Source organism: Candidatus Binatus sp. (assembly GCF_030646925.1).
Taxonomy (GTDB): Bacteria; Desulfobacterota; Binatia; order Binatales; family Binataceae; genus Binatus.
In genome coordinates, this window is record NZ_JAUSKL010000004.1 from 21,542 (window position 1) to 47,945 (window position 26,404).

The 26,404-nt window shown below is 61.9% G+C and carries 21 protein-coding genes; 15 read left to right on the forward strand and 6 right to left on the reverse strand.

Features of this window, described 5'->3' with window-relative positions; genetic code table 11:
- Positions 1-60 precede the first annotated feature (60 nt).
- Positions 61-1,029: a HEAT repeat domain-containing protein gene (locus Q7S58_RS00195; RefSeq protein WP_304819563.1), complete on the reverse strand. Its 969-nt coding sequence runs from the start codon at positions 1,027-1,029 to the stop codon at positions 61-63.
- 223 nt (positions 1,030-1,252) lie between these two features.
- Between Q7S58_RS00195 and Q7S58_RS00200 the strand changes: the two genes are divergently transcribed.
- Positions 1,253-2,080, forward strand: a complete 828-nt coding sequence (locus Q7S58_RS00200) for a bifunctional nuclease domain-containing protein (RefSeq protein ID WP_304819565.1) — start codon at positions 1,253-1,255, stop codon at positions 2,078-2,080.
- On the opposite strand, the gene Q7S58_RS00205 is transcribed toward Q7S58_RS00200, so the two are convergent.
- A complete protein-coding gene (locus Q7S58_RS00205; RefSeq protein ID WP_304819566.1) occupies positions 2,081-3,802 on the reverse strand; it encodes a DUF6178 family protein in 1,722 nt (573 codons plus the stop codon).
- Between the two features lie 130 nt (positions 3,803-3,932).
- On the opposite strand from Q7S58_RS00205, the gene thiD reads away from it, so the two are divergent.
- The gene (thiD, locus tag Q7S58_RS00210) at positions 3,933-4,739 is read left to right on the forward strand and encodes a bifunctional hydroxymethylpyrimidine kinase/phosphomethylpyrimidine kinase (protein WP_304819568.1); all 807 of its coding nucleotides are present in this window, start codon (positions 3,933-3,935) and stop codon (positions 4,737-4,739) included.
- A gap of 28 nt (positions 4,740-4,767) precedes the next feature.
- Here thiD and Q7S58_RS00215 read toward each other — a convergent pair whose 3' ends face one another.
- On the reverse strand, positions 4,768-5,229 hold the full coding sequence (locus tag Q7S58_RS00215; protein WP_304819570.1) for a nitrate reductase associated protein: 462 nt from the start codon (positions 5,227-5,229) through the stop codon (positions 4,768-4,770).
- Between the two features lie 129 nt (positions 5,230-5,358).
- Here Q7S58_RS00215 and Q7S58_RS00220 point away from each other — a divergent pair, with 129 nt between their 5' ends.
- The 12 genes from Q7S58_RS00220 (at position 5,359) to Q7S58_RS00270 (ending at position 21,348) form a co-directional block, all read left to right on the forward strand.
- Complete coding sequence (locus Q7S58_RS00220; protein WP_304819572.1) at positions 5,359-5,862, forward strand: formate dehydrogenase subunit gamma; 504 nt, start codon at positions 5,359-5,361, stop codon at positions 5,860-5,862.
- Positions 5,862-7,487: an NADH-quinone oxidoreductase subunit NuoF gene (locus Q7S58_RS00225; protein ID WP_304819574.1), complete on the forward strand. Its 1,626-nt coding sequence runs from the start codon at positions 5,862-5,864 to the stop codon at positions 7,485-7,487. Before Q7S58_RS00220 ends, Q7S58_RS00225 begins: the two co-directional genes overlap by 1 nt.
- Positions 7,468-10,263, forward strand: a complete 2,796-nt coding sequence (fdhF, locus tag Q7S58_RS00230; protein ID WP_304819576.1) for a formate dehydrogenase subunit alpha — start codon at positions 7,468-7,470, stop codon at positions 10,261-10,263. Before Q7S58_RS00225 ends, fdhF begins: the two co-directional genes overlap by 20 nt.
- 20 nt (positions 10,264-10,283) lie before the next feature.
- Positions 10,284-10,529, forward strand: a complete 246-nt coding sequence (locus tag Q7S58_RS00235; RefSeq protein ID WP_304819578.1) for a formate dehydrogenase subunit delta — start codon at positions 10,284-10,286, stop codon at positions 10,527-10,529.
- A gap of 4 nt (positions 10,530-10,533) precedes the next feature.
- On the forward strand, positions 10,534-11,358 hold the full coding sequence (fdhD, locus tag Q7S58_RS00240; RefSeq protein WP_304819580.1) for a formate dehydrogenase accessory sulfurtransferase FdhD: 825 nt from the start codon (positions 10,534-10,536) through the stop codon (positions 11,356-11,358).
- Between the two features lie 114 nt (positions 11,359-11,472).
- The gene (locus tag Q7S58_RS21930; protein ID WP_370655427.1) at positions 11,473-11,778 is read left to right on the forward strand and encodes a ribbon-helix-helix protein, CopG family; all 306 of its coding nucleotides are present in this window, start codon (positions 11,473-11,475) and stop codon (positions 11,776-11,778) included.
- Positions 11,723-12,127, forward strand: a complete 405-nt coding sequence (locus Q7S58_RS00245) for a type II toxin-antitoxin system VapC family toxin (protein ID WP_304819582.1) — start codon at positions 11,723-11,725, stop codon at positions 12,125-12,127. Before Q7S58_RS21930 ends, Q7S58_RS00245 begins: the two co-directional genes overlap by 56 nt.
- A gap of 141 nt (positions 12,128-12,268) precedes the next feature.
- Positions 12,269-14,023, forward strand: a complete 1,755-nt coding sequence (locus tag Q7S58_RS00250) for a radical SAM protein (RefSeq protein ID WP_304819584.1) — start codon at positions 12,269-12,271, stop codon at positions 14,021-14,023.
- A 30-nt stretch (positions 14,024-14,053) separates the two neighbouring features.
- Positions 14,054-14,833: a hypothetical protein gene (locus Q7S58_RS00255; protein WP_304819586.1), complete on the forward strand. Its 780-nt coding sequence runs from the start codon at positions 14,054-14,056 to the stop codon at positions 14,831-14,833.
- Between the two features lie 131 nt (positions 14,834-14,964).
- Positions 14,965-16,203, forward strand: a complete 1,239-nt coding sequence (locus Q7S58_RS00260; protein WP_304819588.1) for an MFS transporter — start codon at positions 14,965-14,967, stop codon at positions 16,201-16,203.
- A 185-nt stretch (positions 16,204-16,388) separates the two neighbouring features.
- On the forward strand, positions 16,389-17,957 hold the full coding sequence (locus tag Q7S58_RS00265) for a glycosyltransferase family 39 protein (protein WP_304819590.1): 1,569 nt from the start codon (positions 16,389-16,391) through the stop codon (positions 17,955-17,957).
- A 208-nt stretch (positions 17,958-18,165) separates the two neighbouring features.
- Positions 18,166-21,348 (forward strand): hypothetical protein, encoded by a 3,183-nt coding sequence (locus Q7S58_RS00270; protein WP_304819592.1) that lies wholly within the window; start codon positions 18,166-18,168, stop codon positions 21,346-21,348.
- 49 nt (positions 21,349-21,397) lie between these two features.
- Here the strand turns inward: Q7S58_RS00270 and thiE are convergent, their stop codons facing one another.
- From thiE to Q7S58_RS00285, 3 genes are all read right to left on the reverse strand, one after another.
- Positions 21,398-22,024 (reverse strand): thiamine phosphate synthase, encoded by a 627-nt coding sequence (gene thiE / locus Q7S58_RS00275; protein WP_304819594.1) that lies wholly within the window; start codon positions 22,022-22,024, stop codon positions 21,398-21,400.
- A complete protein-coding gene (locus Q7S58_RS00280) occupies positions 22,021-23,523 on the reverse strand; it encodes a sigma-54 dependent transcriptional regulator (RefSeq protein WP_304819596.1) in 1,503 nt (500 codons plus the stop codon). The genes thiE and Q7S58_RS00280 overlap by 4 nt, the downstream gene beginning before the upstream one ends.
- 76 nt (positions 23,524-23,599) lie before the next feature.
- Positions 23,600-24,697, reverse strand: coding sequence for a nitrogen regulation protein NR(II) (locus Q7S58_RS00285; protein ID WP_304819598.1), 1,098 nt, complete (start codon positions 24,695-24,697; stop codon positions 23,600-23,602).
- A gap of 247 nt (positions 24,698-24,944) precedes the next feature.
- On the opposite strand from Q7S58_RS00285, the gene Q7S58_RS00290 reads away from it, so the two are divergent.
- The gene (locus Q7S58_RS00290) at positions 24,945-25,928 is read left to right on the forward strand and encodes a transglycosylase SLT domain-containing protein (RefSeq protein ID WP_304819600.1); all 984 of its coding nucleotides are present in this window, start codon (positions 24,945-24,947) and stop codon (positions 25,926-25,928) included.
- Positions 25,929-26,404: the final 476 nt, after the last annotated feature.

A 26,404-nucleotide genomic window follows, 5' to 3' on the forward strand; every position in this document is an offset into this window, starting at 1 on the left:
CTCTTCGTCGACCTTTTAGCGCCTGCCAGGCGCCTTGTTACAAAGCACTACCGACCGCAGTTATGGGGTGGGGTTCATCTGGTCCAGCAGTTCCCGCGCGCGGGACTGTACCTCGCTATCGGGACTGCCAAGAGCCTGAGTAAGCCCGGCTTCCCCGTCTGCTCCTCTTTGTGAAAGAAACTCGAGCGCCTGAAGGCGGATCGACGGATCTCGATCCCTGGTTGCTTCGACCATCAGCGCCACCGTCTGGGGCTCGGTCTGGCTCACCAGTCCGGTAAGCGCGGCCTGCCTTACTGCGAGAGCCGGATCCTTGAGGGCGGCGCCCAGCGTGGCGGTCGAATCGGGAGCGTCGATATCGGCCAGGACCTGAAGTCCGCTCAGCCGCCGGTCTAGATCGGTGCTGGTGGCGGCGGCGATCGCGAGGCGCTTGGCGTGATCGGGATCTTTGCTCGACAGCAGTTGCAGCGCGACGGATTGCGCGACGGGATCACCCTTCGCGGCGGCGCGGCGCAGCGCGCCTAGATCGCCGCGGTCGGCCGCCTCGTGCAGGTTGTCGGCTTCCGCGACCGCGTACTCGTCGGGCGTGAGCGGTCTTTTTGGCAACGGTTTTTCGTCCGACGACTTGTCGATCACGGACGATTCGCGCGCGCTTGACGGCGCCGAATCGCCGAGCACCATCACGACCAGATGCTCATCGCCGTTAGCGCCGGCTCCATTTTCAAGTATCGCGTAGTTCACGTTGCCGAGGAGTTTTTTTACCGCGTCGCGAAGCAGCAGGTCGGAAAACTGGCCGCGGCTCTCGCGCTTAAGGGCCTTGATACCTGTGACTTCGAGGCCCGTCTGCCGGGCGACTTCCGCGAGCACGTCGCGCAGCGGCGCGCCGTTCGCGACAACGCTGAGACGATTCTGCTGCCATCGGACGCTAAACGATTTGTCTGCGGATGCGGCCTCGACGATAGCAGGCAGGAAAAAGAAAAGGATGAGCAACGGCAATCCGAGCGCGTCGAGGAACTTCTGCCTACTAATCATTGTCTAAACGGTTCAAAGATATATATGGAGAGGACGAATCTATATTTCGTTCAGTTGAGATTGTCAAAGCAACGCAGCGTCACGATTGTGAAAAAAAGACAGGAATTGAATGCGGAAGCTTAAGCGACCCAATTGGCGTTCGGCCGTGGCGGTAAGATCGTCATCCGGCTGAGCTATCGCGGCGCAGTGGACATTGGTCCAGCGGTGCGCGAGAGTTTTAATCATGAGAGCCGTGGGCGGAAGGATGGTCTGTCTGCTGTGGCTGGCAGGATTGCTGGCGGCGTGCGCATGCGGCCGCTCCGCTCAGCCTTCGAGCGCGACGCAAACGAGTGGCGGTGAATCAGGCGAAGTGCGGGTGCGCGTGACCAGCGTCGGCTTCGATCGCGCGACCGGGGCGCACTACGTGATGCTGCATGACGACGGGCAGGCGCGCGAACTGCCGATCATGATTGGCGACACCGAGGCGCAGGCAATCCTGCTGGCGCTGCACAATATCAAGCCGGATCGTCCGCTCACGCAGGATCTGCTGCGATCGGTGATCGAGGAGACCGGCAATCGGCTCGATCGAATATTGATCAGCGAGATGCGCGACGAAGTATTCTACGCGAAGATTTACCTCGACAAGGGCAAGGTGACGATCGACAGCAGGCCGAGCGATGCGATTGCGCTGGCGATGGCGTCGAAGGCGCCGATCTACGTCAATAGCAAGCTGTTCGAGGATGCGGACATCGCGATCATTCCGGCGGGCAAGGTGCCGAAGACACAGCACGTGCTCGGGATGACGGTCGAGCAACTGACGCCGGAACTGGCAGAATACTTCGGCGGGTCGGGGGCCGGAGTGCTGGTATCTGAAGTCGATGCATCCGCGAAAAAGGCGGGCGTGCTACGCGGCGACATCGTGATGAGGGTTGGCAATCATCTGATCTTAGGGCTCGACAAATTCGACGCAGAGGTGGCAGCCGCGAAAGGTCAGGATACGCTGCATCTCACGATCCTGCGCGACGGAACATCGCGTACGGTGACGCTCGAAAATCGGGCCGCCGCGAATTAATCAGGCATTGGCGCTGCGGACGAGAACGCTCGCGATAAAGCGAGCGTCGATCTCGCGCTCGTTGCCTAGCTCGGCAAATTCGTCTTCCAGCAAATTCAGGCAGGAGTTAAGAAACGCCGCGGTGCGGCTGCGCGCGCCGGAATCGAGCCGCTCGGTCAGGGCGGAATCGACCAGGCGGCGGAAGTCGTCATTGAGGCGCGCGGGACGGCCGTGATTGGTCATGATCGCGTCGCGCATCGCAGTCAGGCGGACGTCCTCGATCGGCTCGATGGCGAGGCGGCGGTCGAGCGCCATCCGTGCGAGCGCGGTGAGGAGCAGTTGGCTGAGCCGGATTTCCCGCGCGGCCATCTGCGCGCGGAAGTTGGGCGACGCGATATCGATCGCGAACAGGTGCTTGAAGAGTTCGGCGGCGGACTCGACTTGATCGATAATCGCGTAGCTGAGATGGAGGTCGCGCATGATGCGGAAATCGCGGTAATCGACGCCGCCGGCGCCGTCGAGCGCGCTGTAAAACCGCGGCTGGCGCTCGAGAAAACCGGCGAGCGCCTCGCGATATGGCGAATCGAGATAAGAAATTTCGCGGGCTTTGACCGAAGTCAGGCCGAGTTTCGCGAGCGCCTGTCCGGCGCGCGTGCGCAGATCGATCGTGAGGCTGACGCCGAGGCGAAAGAGCAGTTTCAGATGGGTATCGCGCAGATGCTCGATAGCGCTTTGCAGATCGCCGCCGGCGAGATGCTCGAGCGCGAGGTTCAAGTAGTTGTGGGTCATCTCGACCGCGACGTGAACGGCCTCGAGGTCGCCGAAATCGATCGAGCGGGCGACCAGGACTTCGTTCGACACCATCGCCATCTCGCCCTTGAGTTGGCGCTTGCCCTGCATCGCGAAGCCCGCGGTGAGCGCGGTATTGAACAGCGAACTTTCGTAACCGGTGAGCGCGGGCGACATCTCGGGCGCGATCAATTCGGTATCGGGCGGCAATTCGGCGCGGCTGGGTTTTTCGTGCGCGGCGCGAATCTTGAGAAATTGCGCGGGATTCAGATAGGCGAAGACGTTTTGCGCTTCGAAGAAATCGGGGAAGCCGCGGTCGCTGAGCCGCGTGCAGCGGAACTGATAGGCCTGTTCTTCGAGTTCGGCCTCGACGCCCCAGTAGATTTCCTCCATCAGCGCAGCGAAATAGGTGTAGTCGCGTTCGAAGGCTTCATCGAGGAAATCGGAGATGTGCTGCGAAATTGCGTCGTGGAGGATGAACTCGATGAGATAGTTTTCGTCGAACTGCACGAAGCGATTCGACGGCGCGTCCGGCGACGACGCGGGATCGTCGAGGCGATGCACCTTGATGTAGCCGCGCAGCAGGAGCGACATCATTTCCATATCGAGTTGCATCAGGCCGTCGGCCATCCGGCGGCGACCGCCTTCGGACATCGCTTCGATCCACTCGCGCATCCGATCGACGTTGGGACGATCGCGATTCCAGCAATCGAGATCGAACAGCGACATTACTTGCTCGGGCAGCGCGAGGCTCAGCAAGTCACCGGCGTCGGCGGTGCCGATTTCCTTGAGCGTGTAGAAGAGCGTTTCGGGCGAGAAAGATTGGACGAGGCGTTCGGCTTCGGGCGCGGAGAGAATGAGATCGCGCTTCTGGCGCGCAGGGAGGCCATACAGGAACTCGAGCTTTTCCTGGAACGGCAAATTCAGAAATTCGGATTCGCCTCTTACCGCCATAGTTCACGCCGCAGCCGTTGCCGCATTGAGGCAAAGTAGCGCGCCGTTCTGGGATGGATCAACCGAGCCCTGATCTTTCGCGGCGGCGCGGCATTGGATATGATCGTTGGAACCAGATGAGAGCCCTTCCTTGCCCTTGAAAAACTCGCAGAGACCAATCGCACTGACAATTTCGGGCAGCGATCCGGGCGGCGGCGCAGGCTTGCAGGCCGACTTGAAGACGTTCGCGGCGCTCGGCGTGTACGGCTATTCGGTGCTGACGCAGGTGATCGCGCAAAACAGCACGCACGTCACCGACTACGAACACGCGTCGGAAGATATCGTCAGGCATCAGCTCGAGACGCTGCTCGAGGAGAGCATGCCGATCGCGATGAAGACCGGCGCGCTCGCCAATGCCGATATCGTGAAAACAGTGGCGCGCGCGATCGAGGAGCTCAAGCTGCCAGCGCCGGTAGTCGATCCGGTGCTGGTGTCGAGCAGCGGCGCGCGGCTGCTGGGAACGAAGGGCAAGCGCGCGATTCGGAAGAATCTGCTGCCGCTGGCGCGTATCGTCACGCCGAATATTCCGGAGGCCGAGGCGCTCGCGCGGATCGATATCGATTCCGATGCGGCGCTGCGCGAAGCGGCGAAAAAGATCGTCAAGATGGGCGCGCAGGCGGTGGTGATCAAGGGCGGGCATAGCAAGGAAGACAAGTCGGCGAACGATTTGCTCTACGACGGGAAGAACTTCATCGAGCTGAAGGCGCCGCGAATCGCGGGCGACGGCGCGCACGGAACCGGATGCGCGTTTTCGGCGGCAATCGCGGCGTATCTGGCGCGCGGCGAGAGTCTTGAGGAATCGGTCCGCGGCGCGAAGCGTTACGTCACGGCGGCACTCAAGAACAGTTTCAAGCTGGGCAAGGGACGCGCGCTACTGGAGCATTTCGCGCGCGTGTGACGGTCGCGACGTATCGTAGTCCGCGCGGCTAGCGCGCGGCTGGCACCTGAAATTCCTTGAGCGCAGCGCCGAGGTTATGACTCGGTTTCGAATCCGCACCCATCTTCATCAACGCAAAACGTTCGTCGCCGTCGAGCCGCGACCAGATCGAATCGTTCAAATCGAAGCCCGTTTCACGCGCGCGCGCAACCAATAATTCAGGGGGCGTCGAAGGCGGTTCCGCGCCGGCGCGCTGAGTATCGGTCAAGGATTTCGGCTCGGTACCGAAACGTCGGAGCATCGCCTCGCGGATGAAGACCGCAAGCGCGTCGCATTCGTCGGGTGAATTGGACGGCAGGTGACAAATAGCCAGCCGCTCGCCGCGATCGAGCGCCTTCCACGATTCGAGGCCGACCTTGAGGCCGACGCGATCGAGCTTGCGGCGCACCGCCATCGGAACGCATTGCAGGCTCTCGTGAATCTCGTCTTCGAATTTGAATTTGCGAATCATCAGCGCACCTGAAAAAACAGAGTTGTTACAAGGTTGCATTATGAAACTGGCGCAATCAAGCGGGCGGCTCGCAGGCTGGTTCGTGTTTGCGTGCGTCAATCGTGGTATAGCCAAATTGAGAGTAGCGGGATGAGCGCAGAGCATTCGACAAACGGCGGCGGATCGAATCCGCAGGAGATCCAGGCGATCGCGGAGCGCTTCGCGGATACGCCGGGCGGTCTGATGCCGTTGCTGCATGCGGTGCAGGAACGCGTCGGATATGTGCCTGCGGAAGCGGTGCCGATTATCGCGCGCGCGATGAATCTTTCTCGCGCCGAAGTGCACGGCGTGATCAGCTTTTATCATGACTTCAAGCGCGCGCCGCGCGGCCGCAATGTGATTCGCGTTTGCCGCGCCGAATCGTGCCAGGCGATGGGTGCGGTCGAATTGGCGTCGCACATTCAGCATAGGCTGGGGATCGGGTTCGGCGAGACGAGCAAGGACGGCGCGTTCACGCTCGAGCCGGTGTTTTGCCTGGGCAACTGTGCCTGCTCGCCAGCAATCGTCGTTGGCGACGATATTTACGGGCGCGTGACGAAGGCGCGCTTCGACGAAATTCTCGCGCGGATGGCTCGCGGAATCGGGCAATCGTGATGGCGACGACGATTTACATACCGCGCGATTCGAGCGCGATCTCGCTCGGCGCAAACGAAGTAGCCGACGCAATCCGCGCTGAGGCGTCGCGCCGCGGTATCGACGTGCGAATCGTGCGCAACGGATCGCGCGGGATGTTCGCGCACGAGCCGATGGTCGAAGTCGCCACCGCGAATGGCCGAATCGCGTACGGACCGGTCAAGCCGAGCGACGTCGCGTCGATGTTCGACGCTGACTTTATTTCGGGATGCGAGCATCAGTTGCGGATTGGTGTCGCTGAAAAAATTCCGTATCTGAAATCGCAGACGCGCCTGACGTTCGCGCGCATTGGGGTGATCGATCCAGTTTCGCTCGACGATTACGTCGCGCACGGCGGGTATCGCGGGCTCAAGCGCGCGCTCGCGATGAGCTCGGAAAATGTTATCGCGGAAGTCACCAGGTCGGGCCTTCGAGGACGCGGCGGCGCGGGCTTCCCGACCGGAATCAAGTGGAAGACGGCGTTCGATGCGCCGGCGACGCCGAAGTACGTCGTGTGCAATGCGGACGAAGGCGACTCGGGCACGTTTTCGGATCGGATGCTGATGGAAGGCGACCCGTTCACGCTGATCGAGGGCATGACGGTCGCGGCGATCGCGATTGGCGCGCGGCGCGGTTACATCTATTTGCGCTCGGAATATCCGCATGCGAAGCGCGCGCTCGCGGAAGCGATCGCGGCGGCCTACGCGAAGAATTATTTGGGCAACGACGTCGCAGGATCGAAGCATTCGTTCGAGCTGGAAGTGCGGATCGGCGCAGGCGCGTATATCTGCGGCGAGGAAACCGCGATGCTCGAGAGTATCGAGGGCAGGCGCGGGATGGTGCGCGCGAAGCCGCCGATACCGGCGATTGAGGGACTGTTCGGCAAGCCGACGATCATCAACAACGTGATCTCGTTTGCGACGGTGCCGATTATCATGGAACGCGGAGCGGAGTTCTATCGTGAGTTCGGCGGCGGTAATTCGCGCGGCACGATTCCGCTGCAACTCGCGGGCAACGCGAAAAATCCCGGGCTGATCGAAATGCCGATGGGCGCGACGCTGCGCGAAATCGTCTATGGTTATGGCGGCGGCACGGCGAGCGGAAAACGGGTGCGTGCGGTGCAGGTCGGCGGGCCGCTCGGCGCGTATTTCAGCGAATCAATGCTCGACGTCGAGCTTGATTATGAGTCAATCGCGGCGCGGGGCGGTATCCTCGGCCATGGCGGGATCGTGGTGTTCGACGAGACGGCCGACATGGCGCAGATGGCGCGCTACGCGATGGAATTTTGCGCAATCGAATCGTGCGGGAAATGCACGCCGTGCCGGATTGGATCGACGCGCGGCGCGGAAGTGATCGACGACATTATCAATCGGCGCCGTAGCCGCGAGAGCCTGGAGATCCTGCGCGACCTTTGCGATACGATGAAGTATGGATCGCTCTGCCTGCTCGGTGGACTCACGCCGCTGCCGGTGCTGAGCGCGCTCAAATTTTTTCCGGAGGACTTCGGGCTCGACGAGGCTGACGTCGAGTTTATCGGGCCGGACCTCACGGTTTCAACGATGCGAACTTCGAACGCGGTGACATCGAATGCGATCGCGCCAAGATAGCGATTTCTCGACCCCGCGCCGCGAGTCGGCGCGAACCGTCACGCTGGAGATCGACGGCCGTCCGGTCGCGGTGCCCGAAGGAACGTCGGTGATTCGCGCCGCGGCGGAGGCGGGTATCAACATTCCGAAACTGTGCGCGACCGATTCGCTCGAGCCGTTCGGATCGTGCCGGCTCTGCCTGGTCGAAATCGAAGGACAAAAAGGTTACCCGGCCTCGTGCACGACGCCGGTGCGCGACGGCTTGAAGGTTCGCACCGAGAGTCCGGCGCTCGCGCGGCTGCGCCGCGGCGTGATGGAACTCTATATTTCGGATCATCCGCTCGATTGCCTCACCTGTCCGGCGAACGGCAATTGCGAATTGCAGGACATGGCGGGTGCAGTCGGGCTGCGCGAGGTGCGTTATCGCGCCGGCGCGAATCATCTGCACGCGGAAAAAGACACGTCGAATCCGTATTTCACCTTCGATCCGTCGAAGTGCATCGTGTGTTCGCGATGCGTCCGTGCGTGCGAGGAAGTGCAGGGCACGTATGCGCTGACGATCGATGGGCGCGGTTTTTCGTCGGTAGTCTCGCCGGGACAAAAGCAATCGTTCGCCGCGTCCGAATGCGTTTCGTGCGGCGCCTGCGTGCAGGCGTGTCCGACGGCGACGCTGATGGAAAATTCGGTGATCGAGCTCGGACAGCCGGAGCATAGCGTGGTCACGACGTGTGGCTATTGCGGCGTCGGCTGCTCGTTCCGCGCGGAGATGAAAGGCGACCTGGTGGCGCGGATGGCGCCGAATCCCAACGGGCAGGCGAATCATGGGCATTCGTGCGTCAAGGGCCGCTTCGCGTGGGGCTATGCGACGCATCCCGATCGAGTCATGCGGCCGATGATTCGCAAATCGATCGATCAGCCGTGGAACGAAGTCTCGTGGGACGAAGCGATCGCTTACGCGGCGTCGGAGTTCAAGCGAATCCAGCAAAAATACGGACGCGGCTCGATCGGCGCGATCACGTCGTCGCGATGCACCAACGAGGAAACGTTCCTGGTGCAGAAACTGGTGCGCGCGGTGTTCGGCAACAACAACGTCGATACCTGCGCGCGCGTTTGTCATTCGCCGACCGGCTACGGACTCAAGACCGCGTTCGGCACTTCGGCGACGACGCAGGATTTCGATTCGGTGATGCAAGCCGACGTGATGATGGTGATCGGCGCCAACGTGACGGAAGGGCATCCGGTGTTCGCGGCGCAGATGAAGCGGCGGCTCCGCCAGGGCGCGCGGCTTATCGTGATCGATCCGCGGGTGACGGAGATCGTGCGATTGCCGCACGTGGCGGCGTCGTATCATTTGCAGCTCAAGCCGGGGACCAACGTCGCGCTCATCAACGCGATCGCGCACGTGATCGTCACCGAAGATTTGATTGATGAGAAATTCGTGGCGGAGCGATGCGATCCGCGCGAGTTCGAAACGTGGAAGCGATTTATCGCGGACGAGCGCAACTCGCCGGAAGCGGCGGAGAAAATCACGGGCGTCGCGGCGGAGCAGATTCGCGGCGCCGCGCGGATGTATGCGAATGCGCCGAACGGCGCGATCTATTACGGACTCGGCGTCACGGAGCATAGCCAGGGCAGCACGATGGTGCTCGGGATCGCGAACCTCGCGATGATCACCGGCAATATCGGGCGGCTCGGCGTCGGGGTGAATCCGCTGCGCGGGCAGAACAACGTGCAAGGCGCGTGTGACATGGGATCGTTCCCGCATGAGTTCAGCGGCTATCGGCATATTTCGGATCCGGTGGTGCGCGCGACCTTCGACGCGGCGTGGGGCGTGCAGGTCGATCCGGAGCCGGGCCTGCGGATTCCGAACATGTTCGACGCGGCGCTCGACGGCAGCTTCATGGGGCTGTACGTGCAGGGCGAAGACGTCGCGCAATCGGAGCCGAACGGCAAGCACGTCACCGCGGCGTTGCAGGCGATGGAATGCATCGTGGTGCAGGATTTGTTCATGAATGAGACCGCGCAGTACGCGCACGTTTTTCTGCCGGGCTCGTCGTTCCTCGAAAAGAACGGCACGTTTACCAACAGCGAGCGGCGAATCTCGATGGTGCGGAAGGTGACGGCGCCAATAGCTGGCAAGGAAGACTGGGAAATCACCTGCGAACTCGCGACGGCGCTCGGCTATCCGATGAAGTATCGGCATCCGTCGGAAATCATGGATGAGATCGCGCGGCTGACGCCGACCTTTTCGGGCGTGAGTTACGCAAAGCTCGAGCGGCTCGGCTCGGTGCAATGGCCGTGTAATGACAAGGCGCCGGCGGGCACGCCGGTGATGCATATCGGCGAGTTCGTGCGCGGCAAGGGCAAGCTCTCGATTACTGAGTATGTACCAACTGAGGAACGGACGAATAGCCAGTTCCCGCTGATACTGACTACCGGTCGAATACTAACTCAATATAATGTTGGTACTCAGACGCGGCGAACGGCGAATGCCTCGATGCACGCGGAAGATCGGCTCGAGATTCATCCGGCGGACGCGGAACTGCGCGGGATTCGCGACGGCGACATGGTCGCGGTCGCAGCGCGGCGCGGCGAGACGCGGCTCCGCGCGTCGATCACGGAGCGGGTGCAGCCGGGCGTGGTGTACACGACGTTTCATCATCCGGAATCGCACACCAACGACCTGATGAGCGAGCATTCGGACTGGGCGACCAACTGCCCTGAGTACAAGGTGACCGCGGTGCAGGTCAAGGCGCTGGCGGCGTCGGAGCAGGCGCGCGCGGCCGCGGGCGGCTGACGACTTCGCGCGAAAAACAGGTGGATATCGAGCACCTCGTCATGATGGCCAACGATATCGGCGCATACTTTGCGGGATATCCTAGCCATGATGAAGCGGTCGTCGCGATTGAGCATCATCTGAGGCATTTCTGGGAACCGCGGATGCGGCGCGATCTGATCGAATACGCGGCGCGCGGCGGCGCGGGACTGAAGCCACTGGTGCGCGAAGCGATCGACCTGATGGCGCGACAAACCGGACCCGAAGCGGAAGACCGCAACGACTAGAATCGTGGCGATCGATTCGACAGATCGGATTCGCCGGCGCGACATCGTGAAATGGCAGCGCGGGCGGACCTCGCCGCGCGCGGAAGATCTGGCGGTCGAAGAGCCGCTCGAGATCCGGCTCGGCGGGCGGCGCTTCACGCTCACGATGCGCACGCCGGGGCACGACGAGGAACTCGCGGCGGGATTTTTATTCGCCGAGGGATTCATCGATCAGGCGTCGGAGCTGGGCGAAATTCGCCGCGTGCGCGGGCGCAAGGGCGAGCCGGAGCCGAACGCGATTGACGTGATTTTGAATGTACCCGCGGAGCGAATGCGCGCGCGCCTCAAGCGAAATTTTGTGATGAGCTCGAGCTGCGGGGTGTGCGGCAAGACCAGTATCGATTCGATTCGGCGGCGCGTCGAAAGTCCGGCGGATTCGGCGGTCGTCTCGCCGGCCGTGCTGCTTACGCTCGCCGCGAAGCTGCGCGAGGGCCAGCAGATTTTTGCTGCGACCGGAGGACTGCACGGCGCCGCGATCTTCGATCTCGACGGCGCGATGCTCGCGATTCGCGAGGACGTCGGCCGTCACAACGCAGTCGACAAGGCGATCGGGTATGCGCTCGCGAATGCGATGCTGCCGTTGTCGCGGCATCTGATGATGGTGAGCGGGCGGCTGAGCTTCGAGATCGTGCAGAAGGCCGCCGCCGCGGGCGTGCCGATCCTCGCGGCGGTGTCGGCGCCGTCGTCGCTGGCGGTCGAGCTGGCCGACGAGATCGGCACCACGCTGGTGGGATTTCTGCGCAACGGCAGCTTCAATATCTACACGCGCCCGGATCGAATCTCGGGATGAGCGATCAGCAGGCATGGCATAGCCGCCGGAACGATCTGGCGCTGAGCGCCGCTTCATTGCCCGCGCCGCTTCGATGTAATACGACGTGTAATACGGTAGAAGAAAATGGCTACAATGAGCATACGACTCGACGCGGAAACGACGGTGTCTATCGAGCGTTTGGCGCGCGAGAAGGGAAAGAGCAAGTCCGAGATCGTGCGCGACGCGCTTCGCCAATACGCCAAGCGCGACGGCGTTCGTTCTCATCATGGCGAAACCCTTTACGATCGAATCAAGGACATCGTCGGAAGCTGCAGTGGCGGCGATGCAGCCCTGTCAGTGGACACGGGTCGAAAGTACGCGGAAATGCTGTGGGAGGAGCGCCGTGCAAAGCTTGCTCGTGGACGCCGGCCCCCTAATCGCGCTCATCGATCGAGATGATCCTTGGCATGCTGCGTGCCGAGACGCTGTAGAGATTCAGGACCGGCTGCTAACCGTGTGGCCTGCCTTTGCTGAAGCTATGTACATGCTGGGCAAGATCGGCGGTCAGGACCAGCTATTTGAACTCGTCGATCGGCATGCGATTGGGTTCGCGTCTCTTGGCCCGGCGGATTTTCCGCGGATGCGCGAACTGATGCGCAAGTATCGCGACTTGCCGATGGATCTTGCGGACGCCGCGTTGGTGCGCGTGGCGGAGCGGGAAAAGATCAGTCGGATCTTCACGACCGACCGGGGCGATTTCGAACTCTACCGGCCGCATCGGCTCGGACGTTTCCGTATACTCCCTTAGATGATTCAATCGCCATCTGGCGCGGCCCCTTGAGCGTGCGGAAGGCGCGGCGATAACCTATAGAGTCATGCCGACTCAATTTCTAGCGACTCGGCCCTCCGGCCCGAGTCGGCTTCGCGTTAAATCAGGCCGGGTTCGCTGATGTATCCGCGAAGGCGGGCGCTCGAGCGAATCGCACGCGAGAAAGTTCTGTACGACCGCCATCCCGGCGGCGACATCGCAGTCTGCGTGATCTACCCGAATCAGTATCGGCTCGGGATGGCGAATCTCGGCTTCCAGGCGGTGTTCCATATTTTCGAATCGGACCCGCGCGTCGCGGCAGATCGCGCATTTCTGCCCGATCCCGACGAGCGCGAGCAATTCGCGACCGGCGCCGAGCGGCTGGTGTCGTTCGAGCGCGGGCGGCCGCTTTCGGATTTCGACATCCTGGCGTTCTCGATTTCGTTCGAGACCGACTACCTGAATGTTTTGCGAGTGCTGAAGATAGCCGGGATTCCGGCGCGGCGTTGCGATCGCGCGGGGCGAAGTTTTCCGCTGATCGTTGCGGGCGGCTCGGCAGTTTTTTTGAATCCGGAGCCGATCGCCGACTTTATCGATCTGTTTCTGATCGGCGAAGGCGAAGAGATGGTGCCCGAGTTTCTCGAGCGCTATCAGATGACGCGCGGCGCGCCCAATCAAATGCGCGAACTGGCGAGCGTCGAGGGTGCGTACGTTCCTGAATACTACGCGCCGGTGTACGACGAGACCGGCCGCCTGCAATCGGTGGCGTACTCGGGACCGGGCGGCGCGCAGGTGAATCGCCGCCTTATTCGCGACTTGAATCGATTCCCGACGTCGTCGTTGATTCTCACCGACGAATCAGTCTTCGGCGACATGTTTTTGGTCGAGGCGAGCCGCGGCTGCCAGTGGGGATGCCGCTTTTGCGCGGCGGGATTCATGTACCGGCCGATTCGTTATCGCAAGCCGGAGAATCTGATCGCCGAAGCGGAACGCGGACTTGGCGAGCGCCGCGTGATCGGACTTGTCGGCGCGGAGATGGCGAGCGTGCCGGGAGTGGCGGAGATCGCGTCGAGGATCGCGGATAAGGGCGGGCGGCTTTCGCCGTCATCGCTGAAGGCGGATTGCATCTCGCCGGCGTTGGCGTCGGCGCTCGCGCGCGGCGGAAATCAGACGGTGACGGTGGCGCCGGAGGCCGGCAGCGAGCGGATGCGCAAGGTCATCAACAAGAATCTCACCGAGGTGGAGATTCTGCGCGCGGCCGAGATGATGCTCGGCGAGGGCGTCGCGCACCTGAAATTTTATTTCATGATCGGACTCCCCGAGGAGCGCGACGAGGATGTGGTCGCGATCGCGGAGTTGGTGGAAAAAGTGCTGACGCGGGCGCGCGCGCGGCGCACGCGAATCGGCTCGGTGACGGTGTCGCTCAATCCGTTCGTGCCGAAGCCTTGGACGCCGTTTCAATGGGATCCGATGCGCGACGCGCGTGAAATCAAGCGCAAGGTTGCGATGCTGCGCTCACGCGTGATGCGGCTGGGGCAGGTGGAACTCGACGCGGAATCGCCGCGCGATGCGTACTTTCAGACGCTGGTGTCGCGCGGAGATCGGCGCGTCGCGGGAATTTTAGAGCGGCTGGAAGCGTCGGGCGCGGAAGGCGCCGGAGCGATCTGGCACGAACTGCAAAAGATTCAGCGCGAGGCGCGCGACCGCGCGAGCGATTTGCCCGATCCGGATTTTTACGTGACGCGCAGCTACGATCATGACGAGTTGCTGCCGTGGGATTTTATCGATCATCATATCTACAAGTGGTTTTTGGCCGCGGAACGAAAGAAAGCGCATTTTGAGCATCAGAGTCCGCCTTGCGATGTCGTCCGATGCACTGTGTGTGGGGCGTGTTGATGGGTGGGAGAAGTAGAGGGCGGCTGGCAGATGGTTCGACCTATCGCGCTAAATTTTAATCGCGATTTTTGCGGCGGGATACGGCGGGCGGTGGTTGCGGCGATCGTGCTGATCGCGGCGGCGGCGATCGGTGGCGCTTCGCCGCGTGCATTCGCGGCGGGCATGGCGGAGGAGGACGTGCCGGCGACGTCGGTCGTGCCGGATTCGACGGAAAGCGCGCCGGCGCCTCCGAGCCTACCGCCGGCGAGCAAGCCGAAGACGAAAGCGGCGGCGCATCCATCGGCGGAGGGGGCCACCGGCGTGGAAGAAACCGCACCGCCGGCTGCGCCGAAACACACGACCTCGAGCACCTCGCGGACCCGCACGGCGACGAGTCATCATACGTCGAGCCATACCAGCGCGGCGCCGCAGCACGTCGAAGTCGAGTCGGCAAACGCGCGTCTCAAACTGGTCCAGGACACGCCGGCGTTTTCGTCGCCGTCGAAGAAGAGCCGGCATCTCGAGCAACTCCATATCGACAAGTTCGTCAATGTGACCGGCAGCACCAGGTACTTTCTGCAGGTGAAGCTCAAGAATGGCGAAGTGGCGTACGTCGAGCCGGCAGCGGTTAGCCTGATCAAAACTACCGACAAGATTTTTCAGCTCACGCACAACGCGGCGGTGCTCGAGAAGCCGAATCGATGGGCCAAGAAAGTTGCCGAAGTGCATCAGCCGCACAACGTCCACGTGATCGGAATCGCGCTCGACTACATGATGATCAAGATGAAGAGCGGGCTGGTAGGATTCATCCCGGTGTCGGCGCTGCAGTAGAAGGTCGTGCACCTGTGCGATTGATGCCAGCGTCGGCGCGCGATGCTCCCCCTCGACGATGGCCGCGCGATGCGGTTATAAGTCTCAGCGGAAGTCCCAAGTGAGCGCGACCTCCGGCCGGAGATTTATCGATGACGCAGCGGGAACGACAGGGATGGATCATTGTTGCGAGCCTTTTCGTAACGCTAGTGCTGGTCTTCGGCTCGGGTTACAACACGGGCGGCCTGTTTTTCCCGCATCTGCTGAAACACTTCGGATGGAAGCGTGCGCAGTTGTCGATGCTGCAAGGCGCGGCGCTGCCACTCTCGGCGGGACTTAGCGCGCCGCTGATCGGCTGGATGCTCGATCGAGTCGAGGCGCGCATCGTGATGGTCGCGGGCACCGTGCTGACGGCGGCTGCATTTCTGGTTGCGAGCCGGGTCGATTCATTCGGGCCGCTGTTCGGCGCCTACGTGATGCTGGGCGGGGGAATCGGCGCTGCGACGCTGCTCCCGTGCTCGCTGGTGATCGCGAACTGGTTTGGCGCGCGGCGCGGACTGGCGCTGGGTCTGACTTTCGCCGGTACGTCGCTCGGTGGCGCGCTGATGACGATGGTCGGCAGCCGGGCGATCGCGTATGGCGGATGGCGCGCGGGTTACGTCGCGCTCGCGATCCCGATGATCGTGATCGTGATCCCGCTGATCATAATCGTGGTTCGGACGCGGCCGCCGCAGGCCGATGGTATCAGCGTTTCGCAGGCGAGCGACGCGTTGCCGGGCTTCGAACTGCGGGAGGCGTTTCGCACGCGATCGTTCTGGACGATCGCGGCGGCGCAGTTCTTCTTTGCGGCGGTGGCGGCCGGCGCGGGACTGCATCTGATCACCTATCTCACCGAGCTTGGCTACACGCCGTCGTTCGCGGCGGGGGTGATGAGCGTCGGATTTATTTTTGCGGGCGCGGGCAAACTCGGCATGGGGATCATTGCGGATCGGATCAGCGCGCGGGTCGCGCTCTCGATCAATTTTCTGCTCGCGGGCGCGGGGATGCTGCTGATCTTCGGCGCGGGCCAAATCGTGGTGCTGGTGCCGTTCGTGCTGATCTTCGGACTCACGCTCGGCGCGCCGCTGGTGCTGGTGCCGATGCTGGTGGCGGAGTCGCTCGGCCTGAAGCGCTTCGGGTCGATCGGCGGAATCGCGGGCGTGTTCAATACGATTGGCGCGTTCGTGGGACCGGTGGGGGCGGGAAAAATCTACGATGTCACCGGCAGCTACGTCTTTGCTTTCGAGGCGTTCGTGGTGATGTGCGTGCTCGGCGCGATCGCAGCGTACGCTACGATGTCGTTCGAGTCGGAGCAGGAGCGGGCGGCGACGGCCGCCGCCGCGGCCGCGTGATGCGGGCCAGGTGCGCCATCGAGAGAAGCATCGACGCGCCTATCAAGACTTGCTCAATTTTGATTCGGGCTGGCCGCATGATTACGAATCGCGAAGGCACAACTCTTGCGCTTCTCCGCCATCGTGCAAATCAGACCTGAGAAGCATCGAAAGAAGCGGCTATCGATCGAGGTCGCAGCAAGATCATGACTGCGGCAGGTGCAGGCGCGAGCCTTCAGGTCCGCAGCGAAACGAGTGCGTCGCGGCCGGGCTGGCGGCTTGTCGTCGGCTTCGCGGGCGCAACGATCCTGATTCACTTCCTTACCAACGGTGGATACGGATACTTCCGCGACGAGCTTTACTTCATCGCTTGCGGTGAGCATCTGGCGGCGGGCTACGTCGATTTGCCGCCGATGGTCGCGCTGATCGCGAAGCTGAGCCGCGCGACGATGGGCGATTCGCTGTTCGCGATCCGATTTTCCCCCGCCCTGGCAGGCGGCGCGACCGTCGCGATCGCGGGACTCCTCGCGTGGGAACTCGGCGGTGGATTCTTCGCGCAGGCGCTCGCGATGCTGGCGGCGTTGACCGTGCCGGTTTATCTCGCATTGGGGAACATGCTCACGATGAATGCGTTCGATCCGATCTTCTGGATGGGATGCGCGTGGGCGCTGATCAGAATGATCAAGAGCGGCGACTTGCGCTGGTGGTTGGTTTTTGGATTGTCGGCGGGACTCGGGCTGGAGAACAAGGAATCGATCGTGTTCTTAGGCGCTGCGTTGTTGATTGGGCTAGCGCTGACGCCGCAGCGCAGGCTTCTAACTACCAGGTGGCTATGGCCGGGCGGGATGGTTGCGCTCGCGATCGCGCTGCCGACGGTGATCTGGCAACTGGCGCATCAGATGCCGATGTACGAGGAATTGAGCAACGTCAAGGGCGGCTCGAAGAATACTCCGCTCACGCTCTTCAGTTTCTTCGGCGGCCAGATGCTGCTGATGTCGCCGCTCACGCTGCCGATCTGGCTGAGTGGACTTTACTTTTTCCTGCTAAGTGAGCGGGGGCGCGAGTTGCGCGCGATCGGATGGGCATACGTTGTAGTCTACGGCGCGTTTGTGGTGCTGAAGGGTAAGGTTTACTACATCGCGCCGTTTTATCCCGTTTTGCTTGCGCCAGGCGCGGTGCAACTGGAGAGCGTGAGTTATGCTTTCTGGCGGCCTGCGGTCCGCTATGCGCTGCCATCGATCGTTGCGATCGGCGGAATAGTATTCGCGCCGATGACACTGCCGATACTACCGGTCGAGACCTTCATCAGGTATCAGCGGGCGCTGGGCTTTGCGCAGGTGAGGACTGAAACGCGCGAGCTGGCCGACTTGCCGCAGACGTTTGCCGACATGTTCGGCTGGCCCGAGATGGTAGCCACGATCGCCAGGGTTTACTGGAGCCTGCCGCCCGAGGAGCGCAAGGAAGCAGCCATCTATGCGAGGAACTATGGCGAGGCCGCGGCGATCGATTTCTTCGGACCGCGCTATGGTTTGCCGAAGTCGATCAGCGGTCACATGGCCTACTACCTGTGGGGGCCTGGCGATAGTTCAGGCAAGGTGCTGATAACCGTCGGATCGCGGGAAGAAGGACTAAAGCGTGCCTACGCCAAAGTCGAGAAGGTGGCGATGGTAGGTACTCGCTACTCGATGCCTGACGAGCATGTGCCGGTCTTTCTGTGCCGCGAATCTACGTTGCCTATTCAGCAGATGTGGCCGCTCACTAAGGTGTATCAATAGCGCCATTACTGCCTGGTGCTAACCGTTCAGACTGATTCGCCCCGTTTTTGTCCTGAACTGTTCAGCCTTATATCGCACAATTCTAGCTGTCAGATTGTGAAATCGCGCTCGATCCTCATCTCGGGCCGTGTCGCAACGTTTGTCCTGCCGGAACGGACCGTCCTTGTTCGGGAGAACTACGACAAAAGTTCAGACAGGTACCTAGCTGATGGCATCGAAATTTTGCGGCGGACCAGGTTTCAAGGTAGCGGCGGCTTTGCTCGCCGCAGTCGCGTTGACTATAGCGCTGGCGGAAGCCCAAAGCTTACCGCCGCCAGGGGCTTATCGACCGATTCCAAACTTTACGGGCGTAGGCGCCGGGTTGTTGTTTCGCACGGCCATCAACGACCGCTTTTCGGGCGTCGAGCCAATCGCGCCGACCCTGATCAGTATCGCGTTCGCGGATCTTCCCCAGGAAGAAGATGGCGGGGAGTTTTATTGCCATGATTGCCAGGCTACGACTCCTTGCACCGGCGGCGGCGCAGGCGCATGGGTCTTCGGCGAGCGCGGCGTGTGGAACTGCGTCGCGGGCTCGTTCGATGAGACCACGGGCGGCGATCTAAGCGGGCCATTCAGCAATGCAACCGTCAATACGGTACAGGCAGGTAAGACCCCGGTTACATCGAGCTATCGAGGAGCTCTTAGCTTGACCGGGAACTCCGGCGACGGCAGCGATCAGATTTCGGGCGTGAGTGTCAACGGCGCGATCAATCCGCGCGCCTTTGGCGCCGTGGGTCTTACGACGGCGAGCGCCTGTTCAACCGTGGCCAACTCGAACCTCGTCACGATCTCGCCGGCTGGCGATTTCCAAAACGGACAGGCCGTGATGTGCGCGCACGCGGGAGCCGCGAACACGGCGACCGCGCCTTCGGCGCTAACGGTGCTTGCGACGGATGTGAGCGGTGCTGGCGCGACGACCTGGACTTATAACATCTGTACCTTCGACGCGGTCACCGGCCAGATGAGCGGGTGCGTGACTCAGACCGCGACCAACGCGGCGACCCTCAATTCCGCGCTGAGCGGTGAAAACAATCTGCTGCATTGGACGAAAGGAACGGGCGGCACCGCGACGGTCATCTACAATCAAACCGGCGTGATTGGGTTGATCCCACTTGGCGTCACTTCGTTTCGCGACGTCGGCCAGGGAATCGAATCCTTCAATGAGATACCAGCAACGCCTCCAACGGGCCCGCTCAATCAACGTCTTTCGACGACAATAACCAGCGGAGAAGGAACCACGTCCTTACTGCTGGCAACTGCTGCGACAGCCGGGATCAGCGGACAGTATTTCAGCCACGACGACACTGCCGCGATCCAGTCGGCGTTCGCGGCGGCACAGAGTAACCAGACGACGCTGCGTTTTCCGACCGGCAAGTACAACTATTTCGGCGCCGGGCTGAGCGGGGCCTCGCAGAAGTTTCTCTCAATCGAGGGGGAACCGCCGCTGAAGTCGATCTCGAGCGACCCTGCCAGCCAGTCCGCCATCTACCTCGCGGCGGGCGGCTATTTTATCGACAATTCGGCTGCAATTGTACAGGTCCAGTTGCGCAACATGACCTTTGTGGGCGGCCTCGGGGCGTTCCGCTCGACCTCGACTGGAGCGGTCGGCGTTGGGGAAAGGAAATTCTACAACAATGCCTTTCTGGACTTCACGGGCTGCGCGGTCTGCTGGAACGAAGCCGATTCTCCGTACCACTACGTCGAGAACAACAATTTTCGCGGCCTCGATTCGAACGCGACAATCGGCTACGGCTACGCCGGCAACAACGATTCGAGTCATTTCGTAAATAATACTCTCAACCGGGTGCGAATCGGCATAGCGGACGCGGGGAAGGGACTCGGACGGAATTACGTCAACAGCAATTTCATCCGCAGTTCAACCGCGCCTTTTTCGCGCGCGGACATTTGGTTTTCCAACACCGGTATATCCTCGGCTGCAACAGTGACCCGGGAGCGATTCGCCAACGAAAATATCAAGGCGGGCGATTATCACGTGCTGGTTGCGGATGCCGATTCTGCGACCCTGGTCGGCGATCAATTTCCCCTCGCTCCGCACGCGAATTACGGCGCCGGCGAAATAATCCTTGACGGCGCGATCACCAGCGGAGGGGCGGCGCTGACGTCGAACACGGCGCATTTCCTGACTTCGGCCCATATCAGTGACTGGGTGCGGATAAAGGGCGCTGGCACGCAGGGCACCTGCGTGTGCGAACTGGTAGGACAGATCAATTCAATCGACAGCGATGTGCAGGTCACGCTCGATAGCTCGACCCCGAATGCGAGCGCCACGGTTAGCAGTGCGATGGTGTTTTTCGGGACGGCATCAAGCAAGGAATTTCAACAGATTGCGGTGACTGATAGTTGGATCGCGGAAGGAGCAGTAACCCCGCAAACGTCCCTTGTTTACACCACCGCGCGAACGATGATGGGCTGGTCCATCACAGGCAACACGCTTTACACTCCGAGCATCAACGGCCCGCTTCTCCAGTACCTCCCGCTGTCGGCGACCAACGCCCGCTCCAACCTCAATCTGATAGCAAACAACAACGGAGCCTCGATGGGGGCCAGTACCGACCCGTCGCAGGGAATGTACGCCTCTAACAACATATCGCCGGTTATGCTGGTCGATCCGCTGATTCAGATGACGACATGGAATCAGCCGCCGCCTTATCAAACGACGACTAACAATGCGGGCGCAATCGACTACCTGCCCGGCACAACCATCAATTCATTTTCGCTCTCGACGGGCGTAACCAGGTCGGCGATTACGGACCGCTCCGGCGGCTCAGACGCCGCGGAAGTGAATTTCACCTCAAGCACCAACCCGGTGACTCTCATATTCAAGACGTTCACGCCGTCGGTTCTCGGGCTGTCGTGGGTTACTTTCGACTTCAAGAAGGCGAGCAGCTCAGCGCTGACGCATTTCTTCGTGTCAGTAGCGAAGAGCTCCAGTCCCGGCTGCTGCGCCGGTGGTGTGATCGCGAGCCGGCAAATCGACATTCCCGAGACTGGCGAATGGTACACGCTATCTATCCCGTTCGTTCCAACCGATACGACCACTTCGATCAACCTGTCGTTTCAAGCTGTAGGCGTCGATCCGAGCATCGAGACCGGCAGCATCGATATTGGACGCGTGCATGTGTATCAACACGAAACGCCAGTTGACCTGAGCATCCTTCAAACCAGCGCGGCGGGAATCGAATATGGCCTTCCCAGCGTCGCGATGGGAGGAGGAGCCGCGCCGACGCTGGGCACGATCGGGGGGGGCGGTCCGGCGACGGCGGGCCAGAACTCGTGGCTGAAGCTATTCGATTCGACCGGCGCTGCGATCTACGTCCCGATCTGGAAGTAGCCGGCGCGCCCGATTACGTGAGCGTCGTGGATTGAGGGCGCATCTTATCTCAGCCGGGCCGCGGCGGCTTGAGCGCGAGGATCGAGCGGACCTTGGCTGCGATGTCGGATGCGTTCAGAACGTCGGTGATGATCGCGGCGGCATCCGCGCCTGCCGAGAGGACCTCGGGTATCGACGCCTCGGTGATCCCGCCGATCGCGACGATCGGCAGGCGCACCGCGGCGCGTACGGCGCGCAAATTAGCGAGTCCCTGGCCCGCGACATTCTGCTTCAATCCACCGGGGTACATCGGGCCGAATCCGATGTAGTCCGCGCCACCGCGCTCGGCGGCGAGAGCCTGCTCGACGGTGTGGGTGGAAATGCCGATGAGCAATTCGCGGCCGACCAACAGACGCGCAGCTTCCAGCGGAAGATCGGTCTGGCCGAGGTGGACGCCATGCGCCTCGGCGAGCATCGCGATATCGACGCGGTCATTCACGATCAGAATCGCGCTGCGCTGGCGGCATCGCGATGCGATCGCGCGGGCGGCGGCGAGCAGCTCGCGCGCCGGCGTATCCTTCATCCGGAGCTGCATGACGCGCGCGCCGGCGTCGAGGTACGTGTCGGCCAGCGCGACGGGGTCGTGCCCGTTCGCCGAATCGACCATCGCGTAAAAATGCGAGGGGATAAGAGTCATTCGGCAGGATACTTGGTGAGGATGATTTTGTGGTCGGTGATTTTTTTGCGCAGCGTGTTGCGATTGAGCCCGAGCATCCGGGCGGCGCGCACCTGGTTGCCGCCGGAGCGTTTGAGGGCGAGTTCGACCAGCGGACGTTCGATTTCGGCGACGAGGCGATGATAGAGGTCGCGCGGTTCTTCGCCGCCGGGCGCGTCGAACCAGGTTGCGATGCGCCCCGAGATGATTTCGGAAAGCGTTCCGCTGTCGGACGCCGAGGAATTGGAGGCTGCGGCTGCTCCCGGGCGCGTGAGCTCGATATCTTCGCCGCGAATCGTGCTGCCGGGAGCGAGCAGCGCCGCGCGCATCACGTTGTTCTCGAGTTCGCGCACGTTGCCGGGCCAATTGTAGGAGGCGAGCTTGGCGCGCGCTTCGGGGCTGATGGTGGTGGCGCGCGCGCCCATCTCCTGCGAGGCCTTGCCGACAAAGTAATCCGTGAGCTCGGCGATATCTTCGCGGCGTTCGCGCAGCGCGGGCATCTGGATCGGAATCACACGCAGCCGGAAGTAGAGATCCTCGCGGAACTTGCGCGCGGCGACCAGGGTCTCGAGGTCCTGATTGGTCGCGGCGATCACGCGCGCCTTGAGTTTGAGCGTTTCGACGCTGCCGACGCGATTGAATTCGCGCTCTTGCAGCACGCGGAGCAGCTTCGGCTGCAACTCGATCGGCAGGTCGCCGATTTCGTCGAGGAAGATGGTGCCCTGGTCGGCCATCTCGAATTTGCCGGCGCGGCGTTCGGTCGCGCCGGTGAACGAACCGCGCTCGTGGCCGAACAGTTCGCTTTCGAGCAGGCCCTGCGGAATCGCGGAGCAATTGACCGCGACGAACGGCGAGCGCCATCGCGCCGATTTGAAGTGAATCGCGCGCGCGACCAGTTCCTTGCCGGTGCCGCTCTCGCCGCTCAGCAGAACTGTCGCGTCGTTGGTGACGACGCGGCCGATCAGCTTATAGACTTCCTGCATCGCAGGACTGCGGCCGATGATCTCGCCGCCGACGAGTTGGCGATTGACTTCGTCTTTGAGGCGATCGAGGTCGGCGGCTTGCGAAGCGACCTCGACCGCGCGCTTGACCGCGGCGGCCACCAGATCGAGGTTGGCGAACGGCTTGGTGAGGTAGTCGTGCGCGCCCCGCTTCATCGCTTCGACGGCGTTGTTCATCGTGCTGGCGGCGGTGATCACGATGATCAAACTGCGCAGCGCTTCGGCGTGCGCAGTCGAGAGCACCTCGAGGCCGCCGCTGCCGGGCATAATGATATCGAGCAGGGCGACGTCGAAGCGGTTGGTGCGGAGTGCAGCCAGCGCGGCGCCGCTATCGATCGCTTCCTCGACGCGATAGCCGTCGGCCTCGAGGCGATGACGCAGGACGAGGCGGATGGCCGGATCGTCGTCGGCGATCAGGACGGCGGCGGAGTTGCCGGAATCTTTGAGTCGTTCGACGAAGTTAGGGTCCGTTACACCCATGTTAGAGCTCACGGAGAGACATCGTAACAAGAAGTGCAATCTTGTCGCGAACGGCGGAGAGCATCTTTTTTGGAACTCAACTGTTCGACGAAAGCGAAATCGGCAGGATCGCCTTGAAGGTCATCCCGTCGCTCGATGCGGCGTTGCCCTTGGCGCGATCGACGACGCCGCGTTGCGCCCACAATCTACCGCCGTGAAGCGCGATAATCCGCTGGCAGAGCACGAGTCCGAGGCCGGTCCCGGCGGGCTTGGTGGTGAAGAAGGGAGTGAAAAGCTGGGACAGTTGCTCTTCGGAGATGCCGGCGCCGCTATCGCTCACCTCGACGCCGAGGAACTGGCGGCGACGGCCCTCGGCAGCCATCCGGAATTCGGTTTCGATGCGTGTATGGAGCCGGATCGTGCCGGAGGAACCGATCGCCTCGGCGGCATTCTTGATCAGATTGAGGAAGGCGCGCACCAGCGCGCCCTCGTCGCCGACCACCGCGGGCAGACTCGGGTCGAAGTCCTGAATCAGCACGACACCCTCGGGCGGCTGGGGAAACAGGCCGGCCAGCCGCAGCGCCTGATGCAATACCTGGTGGATGTTCACGTCGTCCTGGGCCAGCGGTTGCGGTCCGCTGACGGCGAGCACCTGTTCGACCAGCGACGCGATGCGATTGACGCCGTCGAGGATGACGCCGCAATACTGCTGGCCCCTTTCGTCGCGCGGGAACATCCCGGCCAGCAACTCAGCGGCGCCCTTGATGCCGGTGAGCGGGTTTTTGACCTCGTGCGCGAGTCCGGCGGGCGATAGCCGCAGGTTGAGGTCACCGGTGGTCGCGGCGCTGGCGGCGCCTTTCTCATGCGACAGGTCGTGCAAAAGGACGATTGCGCCGGTGGTCAGGCCCGCTTCGTCGCGAAGCGGGGAGACTTCGGCGCGGACCGAAAGCTTGCGCGGGGCCATCGCCAGGATCGATTCGGGATCGCCGAGGTCCTGACCGCTGGCGAGGCACAACGCGACCATCCGAGCCAGCCACTCATTCTGCCGGATGAGCTCGCCGACGGTCGCTTCGCCGACCGGTGATGCGCCGAGCATCGTCTCGGCGGCCGGGTTGGCGAATTGCGGGCTCATCTGGGGCGAGAGCACGACGATCGCGTCGGTCAGGTTATCGACGATGTCGCGCCAGAGATTCATTTTGAGATGGTACTTGGAGAGCCGACCGGGGCGATCGTGTCGCCTGGATGAAGATAACACAAAGGTGAGTTGAGGCTAAAGGAAGGATCGAAAAATCGAGCGTTCGATTCCGCAATCGCGCTGAGTTTTACAAGAATTATTCAAACTCGTTCAATGGATGCATTAGATTTTTTAATGGCTTATCCACCCGCGAAGGGTTGATCCTCCTCGCCTCGGTGGGTAGCGTTGGCAAGGTTTTGCGGGGAGTATGCGGACGGCGAAGTTTATCAAGGGCATTTGTATGGTACTGGCGGCGAGCTTGATGCTCCTCGTTGGCGGCCCCATTTCCGCTTTTGCCGACGAATCGTTCACCAGCCCCACGCGGGGATTGCTCGATCCTCCGGCGCCCAGCCTGACCAGGCAATCGAGCGGATTCGAACTCGAAACGCCGGCTGAGCAAGGTGCGGCGCCAATCAACCGATTCGTGTTGCGAGCGCCGAAGCCGGTGGCGCCGTTTCCGATCCAGATGAGCCGGTACGTGAAGCGATACCTGAGCGATTACCTGACCGCGCCCGACGCGCTGCAGGACTCGTTCGATCGCAGCCAGCCGTACCTGCCGGAAATGGTGAGGGTGCTGCGTAGTTACGGCTTGCCCGACGACCTGGTTTACCTGGCCTTTGCGGAAAGCGAGTTTTCCAAGAAGGGCAAGGGACCCTGGCAGTTTAACCTTGATACGGCGCGCCGATTCGGCTTGCACGTGGATTCGTACGTCGATGAGCGGCGCGACCCGGTGCTTTCGACCAAGGCCGCGGCGGAGTACCTCGCGACGTTGCACGACGCCGCTGGCGACGACTGGCCGATGACGGTGGTGGGATGGAACAACGGGGACCAGTCGATCGATCGGTACTGGTCGTTGCGAGGCCCGAACTTCGAGAAATTCGGTAATCGGCTGCCGCGGCGCACCAAGATGCTACTGGGCCGGTTCATGGCGGTTACCTATATAGCCCGGCACGCGGAAAGCTACGGTATCACGACCATCAAGCTCGACGTGCCGCCGCCGTATCAGACGCTGCGAGTTCACGGCGGCACTGCGCTCAGCCGAATTGCGCTGGATCACGGCACCACGCTGAAGCGCATCCATGAGCTAAATCCGGCGTTGCTGCGGGACGTAGTTCCTGCCTACGGGCGCAGCTACAGCGTCCGGATTCCGATCGAGCAGCGCGCCAGTTCGGGACTCGCCACGCACTTCTAGATTCCTCAATTAGATTCGGCAAATTTGGTTTGGTTTCACGAAGTACGACCGAAACATCGGCGGCTGAAAACGTCGCTTGAGCGGGAACGAATCGAAGATGAATGGATTTCGCGTCCAAAGCGCGAATAAATTGCGCTTGGCTGCTGAATGATGATCTGGCATCATCGAGTCGTCGCAAATTGTCTTTGAGCAAATTCTACTAGATTCACATCGAAATGGGGCATTCAGAGGTTTCGTTCCTTCGCGAGTCTCAAAACCAAGCCCGAAAACGATGGTTGCACGCTGGCGCGATTACTCCGGACGGCGGGGCGGAGCACGTTCCAAGGCAGCGCGCCCAGGGTTAGCAACGCAATTTATACATCGCTTCTAGTCTCCAGATGGACTGATGCTTCTTCGCAAGGTACGTCGATGGTCTTTCTCGTGAATGGACGCTGGAGGGGTGGGAGAACTGATGGATATCGAGCGAGTAGTCGCGC